Annotated in this window: 16 protein-coding genes and 2 tRNA genes; 7 read left to right on the forward strand and 11 right to left on the reverse strand. The window is 34.5% G+C overall.

Annotated elements, in window-relative coordinates; translation table 11 throughout:
- Positions 1-273 precede the first annotated feature (273 nt).
- The 5 genes from FT993_RS11700 to FT993_RS11720 all read right to left on the reverse strand — a co-directional run bounded on the left by FT993_RS11700 (position 274) and on the right by FT993_RS11720 (position 3,947).
- Positions 274-840, reverse strand: a complete 567-nt coding sequence (locus FT993_RS11700; RefSeq protein WP_147862746.1) for a hypothetical protein — start codon at positions 838-840, stop codon at positions 274-276.
- 155 nt (positions 841-995) lie between these two features.
- Entirely contained in the window at positions 996-1,925 is a 930-nt protein-coding gene (locus FT993_RS11705) for a hypothetical protein (protein WP_147862747.1), read from the reverse strand.
- Between the two features lie 284 nt (positions 1,926-2,209).
- Positions 2,210-2,617, reverse strand: a complete 408-nt coding sequence (locus FT993_RS11710; RefSeq protein ID WP_147862748.1) for a hypothetical protein — start codon at positions 2,615-2,617, stop codon at positions 2,210-2,212.
- 1,110 nt (positions 2,618-3,727) lie between these two features.
- Positions 3,728-3,802, reverse strand: a tRNA-Pro gene (locus tag FT993_RS11715).
- 62 nt (positions 3,803-3,864) lie between these two features.
- Positions 3,865-3,947 (reverse strand) — tRNA-Ser (locus FT993_RS11720).
- 305 nt (positions 3,948-4,252) lie between these two features.
- Between FT993_RS11720 and FT993_RS11725 the strand changes: the two genes are divergently transcribed.
- The 4 genes from FT993_RS11725 to FT993_RS11740 all read left to right on the forward strand — a co-directional run bounded on the left by FT993_RS11725 (position 4,253) and on the right by FT993_RS11740 (position 5,755).
- Positions 4,253-4,501, forward strand: coding sequence for a cyclic nucleotide-binding domain-containing protein (locus tag FT993_RS11725; RefSeq protein WP_147862749.1), 249 nt, complete (start codon positions 4,253-4,255; stop codon positions 4,499-4,501).
- Between the two features lie 277 nt (positions 4,502-4,778).
- Positions 4,779-4,865, forward strand: coding sequence for a hypothetical protein (locus FT993_RS12530; RefSeq protein ID WP_255504499.1), 87 nt, complete (start codon positions 4,779-4,781; stop codon positions 4,863-4,865).
- Positions 4,866-5,051: 186 nt separating this feature from the next.
- A complete protein-coding gene (locus FT993_RS11735; protein WP_255504497.1) occupies positions 5,052-5,498 on the forward strand; it encodes a hemerythrin domain-containing protein in 447 nt (148 codons plus the stop codon).
- Positions 5,499-5,527: 29 nt separating this feature from the next.
- Positions 5,528-5,755, forward strand: a complete 228-nt coding sequence (locus tag FT993_RS11740) for a hypothetical protein (RefSeq protein WP_147862751.1) — start codon at positions 5,528-5,530, stop codon at positions 5,753-5,755.
- 4 nt (positions 5,756-5,759) lie between these two features.
- Here FT993_RS11740 and pgi read toward each other — a convergent pair whose 3' ends face one another.
- From pgi to FT993_RS11765, 5 genes are all read right to left on the reverse strand, one after another.
- Positions 5,760-7,364, reverse strand: a complete 1,605-nt coding sequence (gene pgi / locus FT993_RS11745) for a glucose-6-phosphate isomerase (RefSeq protein WP_147862752.1) — start codon at positions 7,362-7,364, stop codon at positions 5,760-5,762.
- Complete coding sequence (locus FT993_RS11750; RefSeq protein WP_147862753.1) at positions 7,364-8,215, reverse strand: N-acetylglucosamine kinase; 852 nt, start codon at positions 8,213-8,215, stop codon at positions 7,364-7,366. Before FT993_RS11750 ends, pgi begins: the two co-directional genes overlap by 1 nt.
- The gene (gap, locus tag FT993_RS11755) at positions 8,212-9,216 is read right to left on the reverse strand and encodes a type I glyceraldehyde-3-phosphate dehydrogenase (protein ID WP_147862754.1); all 1,005 of its coding nucleotides are present in this window, start codon (positions 9,214-9,216) and stop codon (positions 8,212-8,214) included. The genes FT993_RS11750 and gap overlap by 4 nt, the downstream gene beginning before the upstream one ends.
- A gap of 24 nt (positions 9,217-9,240) precedes the next feature.
- Positions 9,241-10,227, reverse strand: a complete 987-nt coding sequence (pfkA, locus tag FT993_RS11760) for a 6-phosphofructokinase (protein ID WP_147862755.1) — start codon at positions 10,225-10,227, stop codon at positions 9,241-9,243.
- A gap of 86 nt (positions 10,228-10,313) precedes the next feature.
- A complete protein-coding gene (locus FT993_RS11765; protein WP_147862756.1) occupies positions 10,314-12,185 on the reverse strand; it encodes a CocE/NonD family hydrolase in 1,872 nt (623 codons plus the stop codon).
- 237 nt (positions 12,186-12,422) lie between these two features.
- On the opposite strand from FT993_RS11765, the gene FT993_RS11770 reads away from it, so the two are divergent.
- Both FT993_RS11770 and FT993_RS11775 read left to right on the forward strand, forming a co-directional pair.
- Entirely contained in the window at positions 12,423-14,195 is a 1,773-nt protein-coding gene (locus FT993_RS11770; RefSeq protein ID WP_147862757.1) for a DEAD/DEAH box helicase, read from the forward strand.
- Positions 14,196-14,222: 27 nt separating this feature from the next.
- Positions 14,223-15,002, forward strand: coding sequence for a carboxypeptidase-like regulatory domain-containing protein (locus FT993_RS11775; protein WP_147862758.1), 780 nt, complete (start codon positions 14,223-14,225; stop codon positions 15,000-15,002).
- Here FT993_RS11775 and FT993_RS11780 read toward each other — a convergent pair whose 3' ends face one another.
- Positions 15,003-15,668, reverse strand: a complete 666-nt coding sequence (locus FT993_RS11780) for an RNA methyltransferase (protein WP_147862759.1) — start codon at positions 15,666-15,668, stop codon at positions 15,003-15,005.
- Between the two features lie 138 nt (positions 15,669-15,806).
- Between FT993_RS11780 and FT993_RS11785 the strand changes: the two genes are divergently transcribed.
- Entirely contained in the window at positions 15,807-16,070 is a 264-nt protein-coding gene (locus FT993_RS11785) for a sigma-70 family RNA polymerase sigma factor (RefSeq protein WP_255504500.1), read from the forward strand.
- Positions 16,071-16,673 lie beyond the last annotated feature (603 nt).

Raw genomic sequence — 16,673 nt, forward strand, 5'->3', positions numbered from 1 at the left:
TTTTTACTTCATCTTTTCAAGCAGTCAGATTCATTATTTTTCCGCTTTGCTTTTCATTCCGAGGTATTTTTGCCAACTCGTTATATCATCTCAAATATACACTTATAATACAATTTTTTACTGGATAAAGAATAACAAGGTGATTGTGGCGAAAAGCTATTAGGTTCGCCAATCGCCTGTCGAGGCTGACTTGGTTTATTAAGTAAGGTGAACACGATGCAATTGTGCAGCAGCGGGGGCCGCGCGAAGGCTTAATTATTATGTTAAGTTTTTTTATTTTTTCTCAAAGAAAGCTTTTACTTCAGAGTAATAATCTTCACCGTATTGTTTATAAAATTCACCGTTTGGTTTAATGATTAAAAATCCAGCACAATTTTGATGTTCCGTAAAAACATTTTCATAGAAGAAGCCTGAATCCATTATAAATTCAGGCATTTGCTCATAAATCTCTTTGTTATATGAATCTTTGGCATAAACAAAGAAATCAACTGCATTATAATTAGAACTCATTCTTGAAGAGATTCTAATTCGATTATTAGCTACTTGTTTGTTGTTTTTAACACTGTAACCAACATATATACAATTTGGTGCTTTTTGGTTATAATTTATTAGAATTGACTTGTCATTTGGAATTGTAGTTTTTAATTCTACTTCCAATCTTTTAATCAGTTCTTTGTATTCATGTTTATTTAAGGTTCCTGAGTAAGCTGTTCTGCTTTTCTTGTATTTGGTATTTGGTTGGGTGTTTACATTAGTATTAGTAATAGCTTTATTAGTTCCACAAGAGATGAATAAAATGCTGAAAATTAAATAGATTACTTTTTTTAATTTTTTGTTCATAGACTTTGATTTAATCAAATTAAGCACATCCGGTTTTTTAACTCAATTATGCACTTTAAATACAATTATTTGTTGGATAAAGCGCAGCAAGTTTTAGGTGACGCACGGGAGCAGGTGCACAGGCCACAAGAAGGTTTAGTTGTTGGCAATAGGTTTTATTTTATTTCTGTTGTATTTAACAATATTGCAGGGGTTAAAAGTATTCTTTTGTGAGGAGTTTTAAACAAGTAATTTGCAAAATCATATTTAATCCTTAAATTACTATTTGTTAAATTAGCTGACTGTTCAGAGGTTGTTGTATTAAAAGTTTTGGAATAATAATTATTTTCATTGGATAATTGAAATTTCAATTTAGTACGATCTTTATTTTTTGGAAGAATTTTTTTATCGTTTTCATCTAAGTAATATAAAGCTTCTATATATACAAATAATTTCGTGTTTTCTTTGAATAAAATATCCTCTTTGTGTTCAATCTCAATTCTGTTTTTCTGTTTTGAGTTTAAATAGAGGGTATCGGTGGAGTAAATGTTTTGATTAAACTGTAGTGTTTGTAAGTTACCAAATGGTAAACTTTCTTCTACTTCAAAAAAGTGAATCTTATAGGCTGTTTTATATTTTACTTTATCTACATAAAAAATAGTATGATTAATGTTTAAGTTATTTTTGTAATTATGAAAAATAGTACCAAAGGTTAGTTCTGGCATCAATAATCTACTTCTTGAATGTCTAATTCTATTTGATTCTCCTAATATAATATATTCGTTTTTTTTTGAAGAGACTACAACATCATCTAATCTTATGTATTCTTTAGTTAAAAAAACAGGTTCGTTCAGGTTTTCCATTTTTATTATACTTGTTTTATAACCTGTTTTAATAAACTCTATTTTGTTATACTTAATATTACTAGGTATAACAGTAGCACTATTATTTTTTGTTACATTGGTGTAAACAACTTTATCGTCATTATAAAGTATAAAAGTAACAGAATCTATTAAATCATACGTATCAGTATCTAAAACAATAAATTTTTGGCCAAAAATGTTTAAAGAAAAAAATAATAAAATATAAAAAATTGTTTTCCTCATTTTATCCTATTTAAGAATAAGCCGTACTGTTGAATTCAACAGTACGGCTTTCGGTTCATTATTATTTAAGGTTGATATTCTTCATTACACCCAACTGTTTCTTGTCCATAGCCATTTTCTTTCATAACTGGCTCATCGTCTGTAAGTTTGAAACCTAGAAAATAATATGCTCTATATACACCTCTTTCACCATTTACACAAGCTCCATAAGAATAGCGCCAACCTAGCGCGATTGGTTGAGGATTGCCTGTTACTGGATCTGGAATGGTAGGATTTCTAATAATTCAGATAATATCAAACTGGTCTGTTGGTTCATACTCATGATATTGACTGATTTCATTATAAACTACTCTTTCTGATGTTTCTGTATTTGTTACAGTTAATGTAAAGTTTACTCTGTCTACATCTACAGTAGTACCCGCTCCATCTGTTTGAGTATTTTCAAATGAATATCTACTAGCTATTTCTTCATCTCCAACAAAAACTTCTCTAATAATATAACCATCAATTTCAGCTGTTCTGATTGTTGATTCGGTGTAGTTTTGAGAGGAGATTAAACCTTCATTTAATGATTCTCCTTCAATTGCTGCTTTTTCGTCAATTTGTTGATTGTCTACTGAACAACCTGTAAAAATAATCGCACTAACGAAAAGTGCAATTAAAAAATGCAATGATAACTTTAAATTTTTCATAATTATTAAAATTTAGTTTGTGCCTACTATTGTTTTATGGTTCCTGTTCGGCTAATTTCCCCATTTTTTTTCTAATTATTGCCAACTGATAACATCTAATCAACATACACTCTTAATACACTTTATACTGGATAAGTGCAAAAAGTTATTGAAGTGAAAATTTAGCAGGTTCGCCAATAGCCTGTCAAGGTTGACTTAAATTTCAAGTCAAGGAGAACACGTTAAAATCGGGTACCAGAAAGAGCATTTTGTTTGTATTCCCAAAAATATATAACTTTTTAGAAATATGTTATTATTTACAGAGATTTTTATTAAATAGCATTAGGTTTTATGTTTATTTAAGAAGCAGGTGATATCGTTTTCAAGGTCTTGTTTTAAATATGCTAATGCCCCCCTACTCCTGGAAATGGTGATTTCACAAAGCTGAAGTCAAGTATTTTTTGATAGATGCATTGCTCTACTAGGTAAGGCACTAAGTGCTCATAAATTTGATTGTTTGTACTTGCTGTGGCTTGAATAAAGATATATTCTGGCAGTTTATCATTACAGCATAACGCCTTGATTCTTCACAATATTCATTTATAAAATAGGTGAGTTCACTGAACTGGAATTTTTATTATTTGTTTTGATGATAATGGAGCCGTTTTTATTGTCATCTGCTGTGCTATCGGCTTCTTCAAAGGCTGTAATTTCAATTCTTTCTAACTTTGGTGGTTATTGAACCAAAGCGACAATAGCTTATATAAATATTGGGTTTCCTCTGGCATAGAAATTTATAAAAATTTGCGCGTTTACCTAACTAACGGTAAAGGACAAATCTTTGTAGTAACATTTAATCTTTGAAATTAGAATTTTCTAATTAATTAATGCCAGAATTTTAGAGTAGTCTACAAAAAGGAGAGGCCTAACTGCAAAATCAGAGTACAATTGAAATTAAAAAGATAGACTTGGATTACTTTGAAGAGTGAAAAAATTGAGCTTAAAATGATTAATGTATCAGTTAAAGAAATAAAAGAACCTTTTCTAGCCTCTAGCAATACATTTTTGATACATTTATCGCAATAAAAAAACCTTAAACACTTACTATTTAAGTGTTTAGGGTTCTTAAAGTCGGGGTGGCAGGATTCGAACCTGCGACCTCCTGCTCCCAAAGCAGGCGCGATGACCGGGCTACGCTACACCCCGAGTGGTGTATTTGGGTTTGCAAATATAAAACTATTTTTTAAACTCACAAACATTTTTTTTTGCGGAGAGACCGGGATTCGAACCCGGGCATCCAAAAAGGATGACAGCTTAGCAGGCTGCTGCATTACCACTCTGCCACCTCTCCAATATGTATGAACGTTGCAACCTAAATTGCGATTGCAAATATAGAGTCTTAATATGTTCTTACCAAACTTTTGCGAGGCTTTTTCTTACTAATTTTAAGACAAAAAGCTAGCATACTATAAACTAGTTATTTATACTTAAAATAAAAAAAATAATTAGCTTAATTTAATGGGAAAACATTCTATTATTGAAAGATTTCCATTTCAAAACAAACCTTTCCAATGCTAAAACGGATAAATTTTTAGCCAAAAAGCTAAGATTGCTTTATCGAAAAAATGTTGTATTTTTAAAAGTAAGTAAAATGTTATGATTGCAGAGTCGAGTTTAATTGATTTTATAGCTGAAAAAAGATGTTGTGCCAAGAAGGAATATATTTTTAAACAAGACCAACCAGCTTTATTTTATCTTCAAATTGCTTCTGGAGAGGTAAAAATGAATAATTACCAGCCAAATGGTAAGGAGTTTATTCAGGCCATTTTTTCGGCGCTTAGAAGTTTTGGAGAGCCTCCTCTATCTGCCGATATCGTTTATCCTTCCAAAACTATGGCAACCTAGAGAAGTTATATTTGGCGGCTTCCTAAATCGGCTTTTTACAATTTACTTCGTCAAGAGCCTGATACGCACATTAGAGTAAGTCAAGCTATTGCCAAACGTTTACGCTAAAAAGCCTTAATGCCAGCTGGAATTACCACAGCAAAGTCCGGTAAATAGGATTTTGAAAATTCGTTTTCTATATTTAAGGCGTGCAACGTATAATTGTCAAACGCATTTATGAAACGCCCACCAACATGATGGATATAGGGTTTTAATTGATAAAATTTGGCCGCGAGGTATAAGCAAGGAAGATGCTGAGCTTGACGAATGGCTTAAGGAAATTGCTCCTTCTCCAGTTTTCAAAAAAATTTCACCAATGAGATGATCGTTTCGAAGAATTCAGTAAAAAATACCAAGAAGAGCTGAGTGAGAATCATGAGGAGGTCATAAAAGAACTTAAAAAGAAACGAGAAAAGCATCAAATTTGTTAGCTTTACGGAGATAAAAACACCCAATCGAACCACGTGAAGGTTCTTGAGGAATATCTAAAAAACAATAAATTTTGCCACCTTTGAAAAGAGTAGAACAGATACGAGATTTTAGTAGAGAACATCATTTTGGTTTGTTATTAGGATGGAAAATTAAAACAGGTTTAAATAAAAATATAGACCCTAATCGTATACTAAGGTATGTGAACTGGTTCTGGAAAAACCATCTCATTCCCCATTTTGAAGAAGAAGAACGTTTATTATTTCCTTTATTACCCGAAAACAATTCGCTAAGAAAAAAGGCATTAGAACAGCATGAGGAAATTTACAAGAAAATTACAAATCTACAAGCAGAAGCTTCAAGTTTACTAGCTTTTAAAGACCTTTTAGATGCTCATATTCGCTTCGAAGAAAGAGAACTCTTTATGGAAATTCAAAACAGAGCCACATCTCAACAACTCGACCAAGTTGCAGAACTACATCAATCAACCAATTTTGTTGAAAATACCGAAGATATGTTCTGGAAATAATTTTTATTACTTTTGCCTAAAAATATAGCATGTCTAGCTTTATCAAAATCAGTTTAGTAAAAAATATCATCTTCGGATTGCTTTTTGGGGTAATTTATCTTCTGTTAAATTATTATTCTGGATTAGAACCGACCTACAACTTAATAATTGCTATGTGCATTGGTTACTTTATCTCACCAAGATTGCGCAAGCATAAAACTCAAATGGGATATATAACTCAAGTTTTTTGGTTGGGTAAAAAAGTTTATCAAGAATAATGGTTTAGCTTAAAAATTCTTTTAATAGCTTTTGCGTTGAAGCATCTAGTTGCTGATTTATTTCTTTCTCTTTAAGTTGCGGTATAATTTTTTTTGCCAATTGTTTTCCCAGCTCAACTCCCCATTGATCGTAACTAAAAATATTCCAAATTACTCCTTGAACAAATATTTTATGTTCATATATCGCTAAAAGCTTACCCATAGAACTTGGGGTGAGCTTATTTATTAAAATACTCGTACTAGGCTTATTCCCCTTAAAAACCTTGTAAGCAGCTTGACGTTTTTTAAGATCTGGTGTAAATCCGGCTATTTCTTTTTCAACCTCTTCGGCACTTTTCCCTGTTAATAAGGCCTGACTTTGAGCAAAGAAATTTGCCATTAAAATACCGTGATGCTCTTTATTGGGATGCAAAGGTTTTTTAAAACCGATTAAATCTAAAGGAATTAATTTGGTTCCTTGATGTAATAACTGAAAAAAAGCGTGTTGTGCATTGCTTCCTACTGCTCCCCATACAATGGTACCGGTTTGATAATTTATTGGTTCTCCTGATCGATCGGTTTGTTTTCCGTTGCTTTCCATAACGGCCTGTTGTAAGTAGGGTATCAATTTCTCTAAATAAGTAGAATAAGGCACTACGGCTTCAGTTTCGGTTTTAAAAAAGTTATTATACCATACACTTATCAAGCCCATTAAAACTGGAATATTTTGCCTAAAAGGTGCTTGCGAAAAATGCGAGTCCATTTTTTGAGCTCCAGCCAACAAATCAGTAAAGTTTTTATATCCTAGCGCACAGGCTATAGACAGTCCAACCGAACTCCATAAAGAAAAACGACCTCCCACCCAATCCCACATAGGGAAAGTGTTTTCTGGTAAAATTCCAAAATCTTGAACAGCTTTAAGATTGCTCGATACCGCTACAAAATGATGCTCAACTGCCTCTTGACTCGCTTTTTCTACAAACCATGATCTTATAGTAGAAGCATTTACAAGGGTTTCTTGAGTGCCAAAGCTTTTGCTTACCACGATAAAAAGGGTTGTTTCTGGATTTATTTTTTTAAAAAGCTCTGCTGTATGATCGCTATCGATATTTGAAATAAAATGTGTTTGCAAGTGATTTTTATAATGTTGCAATGCTTCTACTACCATTTTTGGCCCTAAATCACTACCTCCAATACCAATATTTACAATATCTGTAAACGCCTTTCCGGAATAACCTTTTTTCTCTCCCCTAATTAGTTTTTCTGAAAAAATGTTTATTTGCTCCAGATTTTGCTGCACTTCTTTAGGTTTTTCTGCAGCACGCAAGGCAGTATGCCATACCGCTCTATTCTCTGTTTTATTGATTTTTACTCCATTAAATTGATCTTGAATAGCTTGTTCTAATTGCATCTCATGCGCTAAATCAAGCAACAGCTCAACTGTTTTTTCATCAATTCTATTTTTTGAAAAATCTACATAAAAATCCTCCCATTCTAAACTGAGCTGCTCTACTCGTTTAGCATCCTGCTTAAACCAAGTCAACATTTCGGCTGTCTCAATTTTCTCAAAGTGGGCTTGTAGTTGCGCCCAGGCTTTTGTTTCTGTAGGATTTTTTGCAATTAATGCCATTACATATTTTGTTTATGAAAATCAATAAGACCTTCAATAGGGTGCCTAATAATTTTTCCAGGGGCTAAATTCTTATTTTTTAAGCAATCTACAAGGATTTCTTTAAAAAAATAAGCTATTGAACCAATAAAATGCACGGGGTAATCTCGAGTGCGTTCATCGGGTAATAAACGATTGTCGATAAAAAGATTAAAACCGTTTTCTAATAACGATTTAAAATAAGGTTTTTCTTGGCTGTAGTATTCATAGATAAACTTAGAAAACTGAGCTAAGTAAACATTAGGAGCTTCTTCTTTATACAATTTGTTTTTAAGGATATCTGGACTTAGCTCAAACCTATTTTCAAAATGAATTTTTAGTTTTTCGGGCATTCTATTGTAAAAAAAATCCTGCAAAAGTTGCTTACCAAAATAACTACCACCGGCTTCATCCATTAAAGTATAACCAAGTGCCAAAAAAGGTAAATCCACTTTATTACCATCAAAAAAACAGGAATTAGATCCCGTTCCCAAAATACAAACCACTCCAGGGGCATTGGTCACCGCCAAACAAGCGCCAAGCATGTCTTCACTTACATGTATTTTAGCCTGTTTAAATGCGGTTTGCAAACAGTGCTCAACAATAGCTGTTGGTTCTTTTGTGTTGCACCCAGCACCATAAAAATATACCTCTTGAATTTGTGAAGCATGAGCCAACACTTTCTCATTTTCTAATATTATAGTTTGAAGTTGCGACACACTTAATACGGCAGGGTTTAATCCTGCCGTATTGGTTTTTAATACTGTATTTTTATGGTAATCTAATAATGCCCAGTCGCATTTGGTCGATCCGCTATCAGCTATTAAAATCATTTTAAACTTGCGCTATATTCGGCCAAATCGACTAACTTACTGGCATAGCCATACTCATTATCATACCAGGCAATTAACTTAAAAAAGTTATCATTTAACTCCATACTAGCATTGGCATCAAAAACACAGATGTTTGGTTCCGACACAAAATCTTGTGACACCAATTCTTCTTCGGTATAACCCAAAATGCCTTTCAAATCATTTTCGGCCTGGTGTTTAAATACTTTTCTAATTTCTTCTAAACTAGTTGATTTTTTTGTTTTAAGAGTTAAATCTACTACCGAAACATTGGGTGTAGGTACTCTAAAAGCCATACCCGTTAATTTACCTTTCAATTCGGGTACTACTTTTGTAACCGCTATGGCAGCTCCTGTTGTAGTAGGAATAATATTATTTAAGGCACTGCGCCCTATTCTATAGTTTTTACGAGACGGAGAATCAACTACAGACTGTGAGGTGGTCGAAGCATGCACGGTAGTCATTAGCCCTTCTTCCAAACCAAAATGATCATTCACAATTTTTGCTAATGGCGCCAAGCAATTTGTTGTACATGAGGCATTACTAAATACTTTTTGATCTGCAAGCAAATCCTTGTGATTAACGCCCATAACAAACATAGGAGCATCTTTTGATGGTGCCGAGATAAGTACTTTTTGAGCACCAGCGCTTAGGTGAGCACTAGCACTTTCTACTGTTTTAAATAAACCGGTACAATCTAAAACCAATTGAGCATTAACCTCATTCCATTTTAAATTTTCAGGATTTTTTTCTGCGGTTACCCGGATTTGTTTACCATCTACCACCAAATCTCCGTTTTTGGTAGAAACTTCAGCGTCAAATCTGCCGTGTACAGAATCGTATTTTAATAAATAAGCTAAATGATTTACATCAACCAAATCATTTATTGCCACTACCTCAAAAGCATCATTTTTACTGGCAATTCTAAAAGCCAATCTTCCTATTCTACCAAAGCCATTTATAGCTATTTTAATTTTCTTCATATTTTTATTATTAGATTGATGTTATTATATGGATGTTATATCGGCTACTCGTAACAAATCGATATCAATTTCATTACTTCCTGCTAGCGCCTGCTCAAAAGGAACATTCACAATTTTCTTATGAGAAATTCCTACCATTACCGCTTTTTGCTGATTGATTAAAGCATCAACCGCGCCGATTCCTAACCTGCTGGCCAATACCCGATCATAACAACTAGGTGAACCTCCACGCTGAATATGACCTAAAACGGTCACTTTCACTTCATAAGAATCTAAATTAGTATCGATATAATCGGCTAATTCAAAAATGTTTTTCCCAATTTGATCTCCTTCCGCTACGACGATAATACTAGAGGTTTTACCAGATTTTCTACTGCGTTTCAATGATTCTAGTAGGCGTTCTTTTCCTAAATTTTCTTCGGGTATTAAAATTTCTTCTGCCCCTGCTCCTATCCCAGCATTTAAAGCAATATCACCCGCATTGCGCCCCATTACTTCAACGAGAAACAAACGATTGTGCGAATTGGCAGTATCTCTTATTTTATCTATTGCTTCCACTACGGTATTCAGGGCGGTGTCGTACCCTATGGTATGATCTGTACCGCGAATATCGTTATCTATAGTTCCTGGTACGCCGACAATAGGAAATTGAAATTCATTGCCAAAAACTTCGGCTCCTTTAAAGGTTCCATCTCCTCCTATTACCACCAGCGCATCTATAGTATGCTTCTTTAAGTGTTCAAAAGCTTGTTTTCTACCCTCCCTAGTCATAAATGCTTTAGATCGAGCCGACTTTAAGAAGGTTCCTCCCCTATTTATAAGATTTTTTACCGTTCGCGGACCTAGCTCTTTAAAGTCTCCTTCGATAAGACCTTGATAGCCACGATAAACTCCTGTACATTTAATTTCATGAAAGGCACAAGCCCGAGAAACCGCCCTTATAGCGGCATTCATTCCGGGCGAATCACCACCAGAAGTGAGCACGGCGATATGTTTTATTTTGTTTGTCATAAGACCAAAGTTATTTGATTTATACTTGAAATCCTATCTTTTAAAAAAATTGTCTATAGAAATCTGATATTTCTCAATCTTTAGGCTTATTCAGCTTTATTTGTTTGAGGTATATAATCAAATTCAATATAAGAATCTCCAAAAACCGTATGTTCTTGGGCTTCGAAATCGCTTTCTTTGGCCTTGAAAATATTCTCTACATAGTTTTGCGGATTGATATCTATCAGTGGAAACCAAGTGCTCTGAACCTGTATTTGTAACTTATGACCAGGTTTAAAAGTGTGGTTAATGTCTTGAATTACAAAATTTACATCTGTTTTTTTGTGAGGTACAAAGGGTTCTGGCTTGGCGAAACTATTTCTAAAACGCCCCCTTATAACTTCACTTCTCACCATCATATGATAATTGCCCATGGGTCTGGCCTTATTGTTCTCTTTATGATTCTTGGCCTCTGGAGGGTGAACATCAATTATTTTAACCACCCAATCGGCAGCGGTACCTGTCGTGGCTACTTTTAGTTTAGCCATAATTTCACCGCTTAATTTTAGTTCTTCTTGTAATACATCGGTTTCAAAGACCAACACATCTTGTCTTTTGGCGGCAAAACGCTGGTCACCTGTCATATAAGGACGAGGTGTAAATCTAAAGTTCAAATTTTCTGTATGCGGCACAGGTTTCAAAGGATCGCTTATAAAGCTATGCTTTTTTTCGGCTTTTGGACTTGTGCTCAACTGATTTTTATCGGCTAGATAAAATTGCATTTTTTTAGTTTGTTTTGGTGGCCAAGCGCTTAAACTATCCCATTTTTTTAATCCGGTGTCATAAACTAAAGCTTCTGGTAAGGAATTTCTTTTTTGGTTATTGGTTTTTAAATGCTGCTCAAAAAATTGCGTCTCAACCTCTTCTTGAAAAAACTGACTGATGTTTTCACCGAAAAACACTTCTCCAACAGCCTGACGTTTTTTAGTACTCGCCCAACCTCCGTGACTCCAAGGACCAAAAACCAAGGTATTCACATTCTTTTGATGAGCCTCAATAGTTTTGTAAGTATGAAAAGGGCCATACAAATCTTCTGCATCAAAAAGTCCGCCTACAGTCATTACTGCGGGTTTTATTTTTTGACTTTTTAAATGCTGAATGATGCCTCTTTTTTGCCAAAAAGAATCATAATTAGGGTGTTCTTTAAGTTGCTGCCAAAAGAAATTATCTTTGTAATAAGTATCTAGCTTACTTAACGGTGTATGATCTAAATAAAATTGATACGCATCTGGAGTACCGGGTTTAGGAAAATTGTACCAAGCCTTTTGAGTAGGACCATCGTGCTGCTCACCAAACAAGGCTGTGGCCATCCAATAACTTAGCATATAAGCTCCGTTGTGATGAAAATCATCAAAGAAGAAATCTCCTATACAAGCCTGAGGTGAAACAGCTTTAAGAGCAGGGTGATTCGCTAATAAAGAATAAGTAGCGTAAAACCCAGGGTAGGATATGCCCCAAGTACCCACGCGCCCATTATTATTAGGCACATTATTTACCAACCATTCAATGGTATCATAAGTATCTGATGCTTCGTCAATTTGGTTTTTCTTTTTTTTCGGAATAAAAGGACGCATATTATCATAGCTACCTTCGCTCATCCATCTACCCCTCACATCTTGATAAACCACTATATAACCCGCTTGCATCATTTTTTTATTGGGTCCTATTTTTCTAGGAAAATTCTCTTCCCCGTAAGGCCTACAGCTATAAGGAGTTCGCTGTAAAAGTATAGGATATTCTCTAGAAGTGTCTTTGGGGGTATAAATGCTCGTATGCAATTTTATACCATCGCGCATGGTAATTTGCACTTCTTGTTTATTATAATTTTCTTTTACCGAAAAGTTATCGGTTTGACCGAAAGCAAATCCGTTGAAAAACAAAAAAACTAGAAGTAGTTGAATGACTTTTTGGTGTATCATAGATCTAAATTTGACCTTAAAAATATAAAAAAGCACAAGTGCATCCTAGTGTTTAGCTTATGGATTAAGGCTAAGCTAAAAGCTAATTAAAAAACTAAAATTTAATTAATAATAAAAACAGAACCAAACAGTTTGACTATCAATTACTTGAACTTAAAGTATAACTTCAATTCCTTACTATAATAAAAATAGATTTGCTAAAAAACTTTACGTACCTTTGCAGCTTATTTATACTATATGAACAAATTTGAAGAATTAGGGCTTGATGCCCAAATAGTGAATGCTGTAAATGATATGGGTTTTGAAAGCCCAAGTGAAGTACAAGAGAAAGCTATACCTATTTTATTAGAACAAGATACCGATTTAGTGGCACTTGCTCAAACAGGAACTGGAAAAACCGCTGCCTTTGGTTTTCCACTTATCCAGCGTATAAACGCAAACTCAAAAAAAACACAAGGATTAATTTTATCGCCAACACGCGAACTTTGTTTGCAAATCACCAACGAATTAAAAAATTATTCTAAATATGTTAAAGGTTTATCTACCGTAGCTATTTACGGAGGGGCCAGCATAAGCGAACAAGCTAACCAGATTAAACGTGGTGCGCAAATCATTGTTGCCACTCCGGGTCGAATGAAGGATATGGTAGGCAGAAGAATGATTGATATTTCAACCATAGACTACTGTATACTAGATGAAGCTGATGAAATGCTAAACATGGGTTTTTACGAAGATATTACCGACATTTTATCGCACACGCCTAAAGAGAAAAAAACCTGGTTGTTTAGTGCAACTATGCCAAAAGAAGTTGCTACCATTGCATCTAAATTTATGCACAAACCGGTAGAAATTACCGTGGGAACCAAAAATGAAGGTTCTAAAAATGTAAACCACGAGTATTTTTTAGTAGGGCCAAGAGATCGTTATGCCGCCCTAAAAAGATTGGCAGATGCACACCCAGATATATTCTCGGTTATCTTTTGCCGAACTAAAAGAGATACACAAAAAGTTGCCGAAAAACTGATAGAAGACGGTTATAACGCCGCCGCTTTACACGGAGATTTAAGTCAGAATCAAAGAGATTTGGTTATGCGCAGCTTTAGAAGTAGACAAATACAAATGCTTGTAGCTACCGATGTGGCCGCACGAGGGATAGATGTAGACGACATTACCCATGTAATTAATTACCAACTTCCTGATGAAGTAGAAACGTACACACACCGAAGTGGGCGAACAGGTAGAGCGGGTAAAAAAGGAACGTCTATGGTAATTATCACCAAAAGTGAAATGCGTAAAATTAAAAGTATTGAGCGCATAATAAAACAATCTTTTGAGCGAAAAGAAGTACCTAGCGGAGAAGAGATTTGCCAAGTACAGTTATTGCATTTAGCAAAAGACATCAAAAACACCACGATTAATCACGAGATTGAAGAGTACTTACCTCAAATTGAGGCGCTTTTAGCGGATTTCTCTAAAGAAGAGATTATAAAAAAGGTTTTTAGTGTAGAATTTACACGTTTCCATAATTACTATAAAAATGCAAATACCATAAATTCGCCTAAGCCTGGAGATCACGCTGCCGAAGATAATGGATTTAGCACTCGCTTCTTTATAAACGTAGGTGAAAAAGATGGTTTTGACTGGATGTCCTTGAAGGATTTCTTGAAAGAACAACTCGATTTAGGTAGAGATGCTGTTTCACGTGTAGATGTGAAAAATAACTTTTCTTTCTTTAATACCGATACTGCCGAAGTTGAAAATGTATTGAGTACCTTTAAAGAATTTAGCTATCAAGGCAGAGCAATTAACGCCGAAGTAACAAAAGCTAACGAAGGAAGACCCGATAAATTTAAGCGTAAACGCGGTGAACGCAAAGGAGGAAGAAAAAAGTTTGACGATCGAGGAGGTGATCAAAAAAGGTCTTCAAGACGATCAAAACCTAGAAACGCTGGCGGTAAACGTTCTGCAAATATTAAAAGTTCTGTAAATAGAAGACGTAATAAAAAATAATTTATTTACTTTACAAAAAGTAGTAAAATGAAGCCCCAAGCTGTACGTTATATACTCTTTTTACTGCTGGCTACCTCTTTTTATACGGTGCGAGCGCAAAAAGATTCTTTACAAACCATAAAAGGAAAGGTGCTAAACGCAGCTAATGATGTACCGCTTGATAATGTAAATATCATCAACTTAAATGAGGTAAAGGGCACTACTACAAACAAAGAAGGATATTTTGAAATAAAAGCTCGAGTAAACGATACCTTGTATTTTAGTTTCTTGGGCTTTAAATCTATTCAAGTTAAGGTAACCAATGACTGGACTCGCTTTGGCGATGTAAAGGTTAAAATGACTGAAATAGCCATTGCTCTAGAAGAGGTTACACTATCTCCGCTAAAACTTACGGGGTTTCTAGAAATAGACGCCAAAAATATACCTATATACGAAGATTCCAGGTATAGTATATCTGGACTTGATTACGGGTATGAAGCAGGAAATAACACTCCGGGTGCCTTTACTAAGACCCTACAAGCCATCACCAATCCCGCTGATTTGCTTTATAATGTCTTTGGAAAAAAACCTAAGCAAATGCGTAAATTGCGCAAAATGAAGCAAGATGATGAGATCAGAAACTTGCTGCAAGATAAATTTAATCGCGAGACTTTAAGTGCTCTATTGCAAGTAAGGCGAGTGGATATTGATGAAATTTTACAAAAATGCAATTACTCTAAGCAATTTATCAAAACCGCTAATGACCTTCAAATTCTTGAAGCCATTAGTAGTTGCTATGAAGAATACAAGGTTTTAAACAGGAATTAGTTATTCTGCTTTTTTTTGACGCAGGTATTTTTCTATAATTTTATCGCTGCTTTTTATACTATTGCTAGCCCATAACATACGCGTTTCTAATTGTTCCTTTGGAGTGAGCCTCCAGTCTATTTCCTTGCGTTTAATCGCACTGGTTACACTCTGCAAAATAATAGCCGCAGAAACCGAAATATTTAAACTCTCTGTAAAACCAGCCATAGGAATTTTTAAGAATCCGTCGGCTTTTTGCATTACTTCATCACTTAAGCCAGCTTTCTCGGTACCAAAGAAAAATGCAGCAGGTTTATCTATATTAAAATCGGGTAATAAACAAGCGTCGTTATGCGGCGTAGTAGCTACAATTTGATATCCATCCTGCTTTAAACGAGTAATACAATCAGCTACTTGATTATATCGATTTACTTTAACCCATTTTTGAGCACCCATTGCAATCTCTCTGTCAATTCTCTTTTTATTTCTTTCTTCAATAATATGAATGTTTTGTAAACCAAAAACATCGCAACTTCTTATAACAGCACTGGTATTATGTAATTGGTAAACATCTTCTGTAGCCACGGTGAAATAATTGGTACGCTGTGCCAATACTTCTTGAAATCGTTGTAACCTTTCTGGCGTTAAGAAACTTTCTAAATGGGCAAGGAGATTCTGGTCTATCATGAATTTATCTATAAAGAAAAAGGCAAAATTAGTGTAATTTTTGTATACTCGTGGTTTATTCTGGATTTTATGACACAAGATGAACTGATTACGTTAATCAACAAAAAAGATGAGCAGGCTTTTGACTATTTATACGATATGTATGCTCAAAGCTTGTTTGGTGTCATAGAAAACATAATTAAAAATAAAGCCCAATCTGAAGATGTCTTGCAAGAAGTGATGGTGAAAATTTGGAGAAATTTACCCCAATACGATCCAGAAAAAGGTAGGTTTTTTACTTGGATTGTGAATATAGCACGTAATTCAGCTATAGATAAGTATAGATCTAAAGCATATAAAAAAGAAAGACAAAACTTAGCTTCGCCCATAATTCCTGGCACATCTACACTCCCTAAAGCATAGGTTTTTGAAGTCATTGTCAACTCGTTTTGGCCTATATCGCCTTGAGCAACTAAAGTAGCCAAATCGTCTGCACTTTTATGCACATTTACATAACCATCAAAATTGAGTAAATCTTCATAGGTAATAGCCATACCGTTGTTCAATTGACTAAAAGTGGTTGTACTCATACCAGTAGAACCATCGATAGGTTCTAAACTTACGGCGATGTCGCCTCCTTCTGCTGCGGTGTTCATATGAATATGAGCAGGATACATATCTCCTGGTTCTGTACCTTCTAATTCTACCATTACTCGTGTCATATTATTATTCGTTTTTTCAAAGGTTACCGTACCCATAATGCTTGGGTCTGACACTGACATAAGCGGATAAGTTTTACTTTCAGGCATTATAGGTGTCATTCCAGCGTCGTCGTCATCGCTACAGCTAGCTAAACATAAAAAGGCCAGTACTAAGGTTGTCAAAATTTTTGTTTTCATAATTTCTTTTATTTGATTAAACATTTTTGATTCTACCTTACTTACGAGCAAAAATGTAGTTCGGTTTTTAAAAAACTGATTTATTTTTAAAAAAAATTGAGAACAACTGATAAGTCATTGATTATAA

Origin of the sequence: Mesonia sp. HuA40, assembly GCF_008017835.1 — a bacterium.
Classification (GTDB): domain Bacteria; phylum Bacteroidota; class Bacteroidia; order Flavobacteriales; family Flavobacteriaceae; genus Mesonia.

Excerpts from the sequence above, each read along its gene's own strand:
- FT993_RS11700 (WP_147862746.1), bottom strand. The coding sequence starts at position 840 with ATGAACAAAAAATTAAAAAAAGTAATCTATTTAATTTTCAGCATTTTA.
- FT993_RS11705 (WP_147862747.1), bottom strand. The coding sequence starts at position 1,925 with ATGAGGAAAACAATTTTTTATATTTTATTATTTTTTTCTTTAAACATT.
- FT993_RS11710 (WP_147862748.1), bottom strand. The coding sequence starts at position 2,617 with ATGAAAAATTTAAAGTTATCATTGCATTTTTTAATTGCACTTTTCGTT.
- FT993_RS11725 (WP_147862749.1), top strand. The coding sequence starts at position 4,253 with ATGATTGCAGAGTCGAGTTTAATTGATTTTATAGCTGAAAAAAGATGT.
- FT993_RS11740 (WP_147862751.1), top strand. The coding sequence starts at position 5,528 with ATGTCTAGCTTTATCAAAATCAGTTTAGTAAAAAATATCATCTTCGGA.
- pgi (WP_147862752.1), bottom strand. The coding sequence starts at position 7,364 with ATGGCATTAATTGCAAAAAATCCTACAGAAACAAAAGCCTGGGCGCAA.
- FT993_RS11750 (WP_147862753.1), bottom strand. The coding sequence starts at position 8,215 with ATGATTTTAATAGCTGATAGCGGATCGACCAAATGCGACTGGGCATTA.
- gap (WP_147862754.1), bottom strand. The coding sequence starts at position 9,216 with ATGAAGAAAATTAAAATAGCTATAAATGGCTTTGGTAGAATAGGAAGA.
- pfkA (WP_147862755.1), bottom strand. The coding sequence starts at position 10,227 with ATGACAAACAAAATAAAACATATCGCCGTGCTCACTTCTGGTGGTGAT.
- FT993_RS11765 (WP_147862756.1), bottom strand. The coding sequence starts at position 12,185 with ATGATACACCAAAAAGTCATTCAACTACTTCTAGTTTTTTTGTTTTTC.
- FT993_RS11770 (WP_147862757.1), top strand. The coding sequence starts at position 12,423 with ATGAACAAATTTGAAGAATTAGGGCTTGATGCCCAAATAGTGAATGCT.
- FT993_RS11775 (WP_147862758.1), top strand. The coding sequence starts at position 14,223 with ATGAAGCCCCAAGCTGTACGTTATATACTCTTTTTACTGCTGGCTACC.
- FT993_RS11780 (WP_147862759.1), bottom strand. The coding sequence starts at position 15,668 with ATGATAGACCAGAATCTCCTTGCCCATTTAGAAAGTTTCTTAACGCCA.
- FT993_RS11785 (WP_255504500.1), top strand. The coding sequence starts at position 15,807 with ATGTATGCTCAAAGCTTGTTTGGTGTCATAGAAAACATAATTAAAAAT.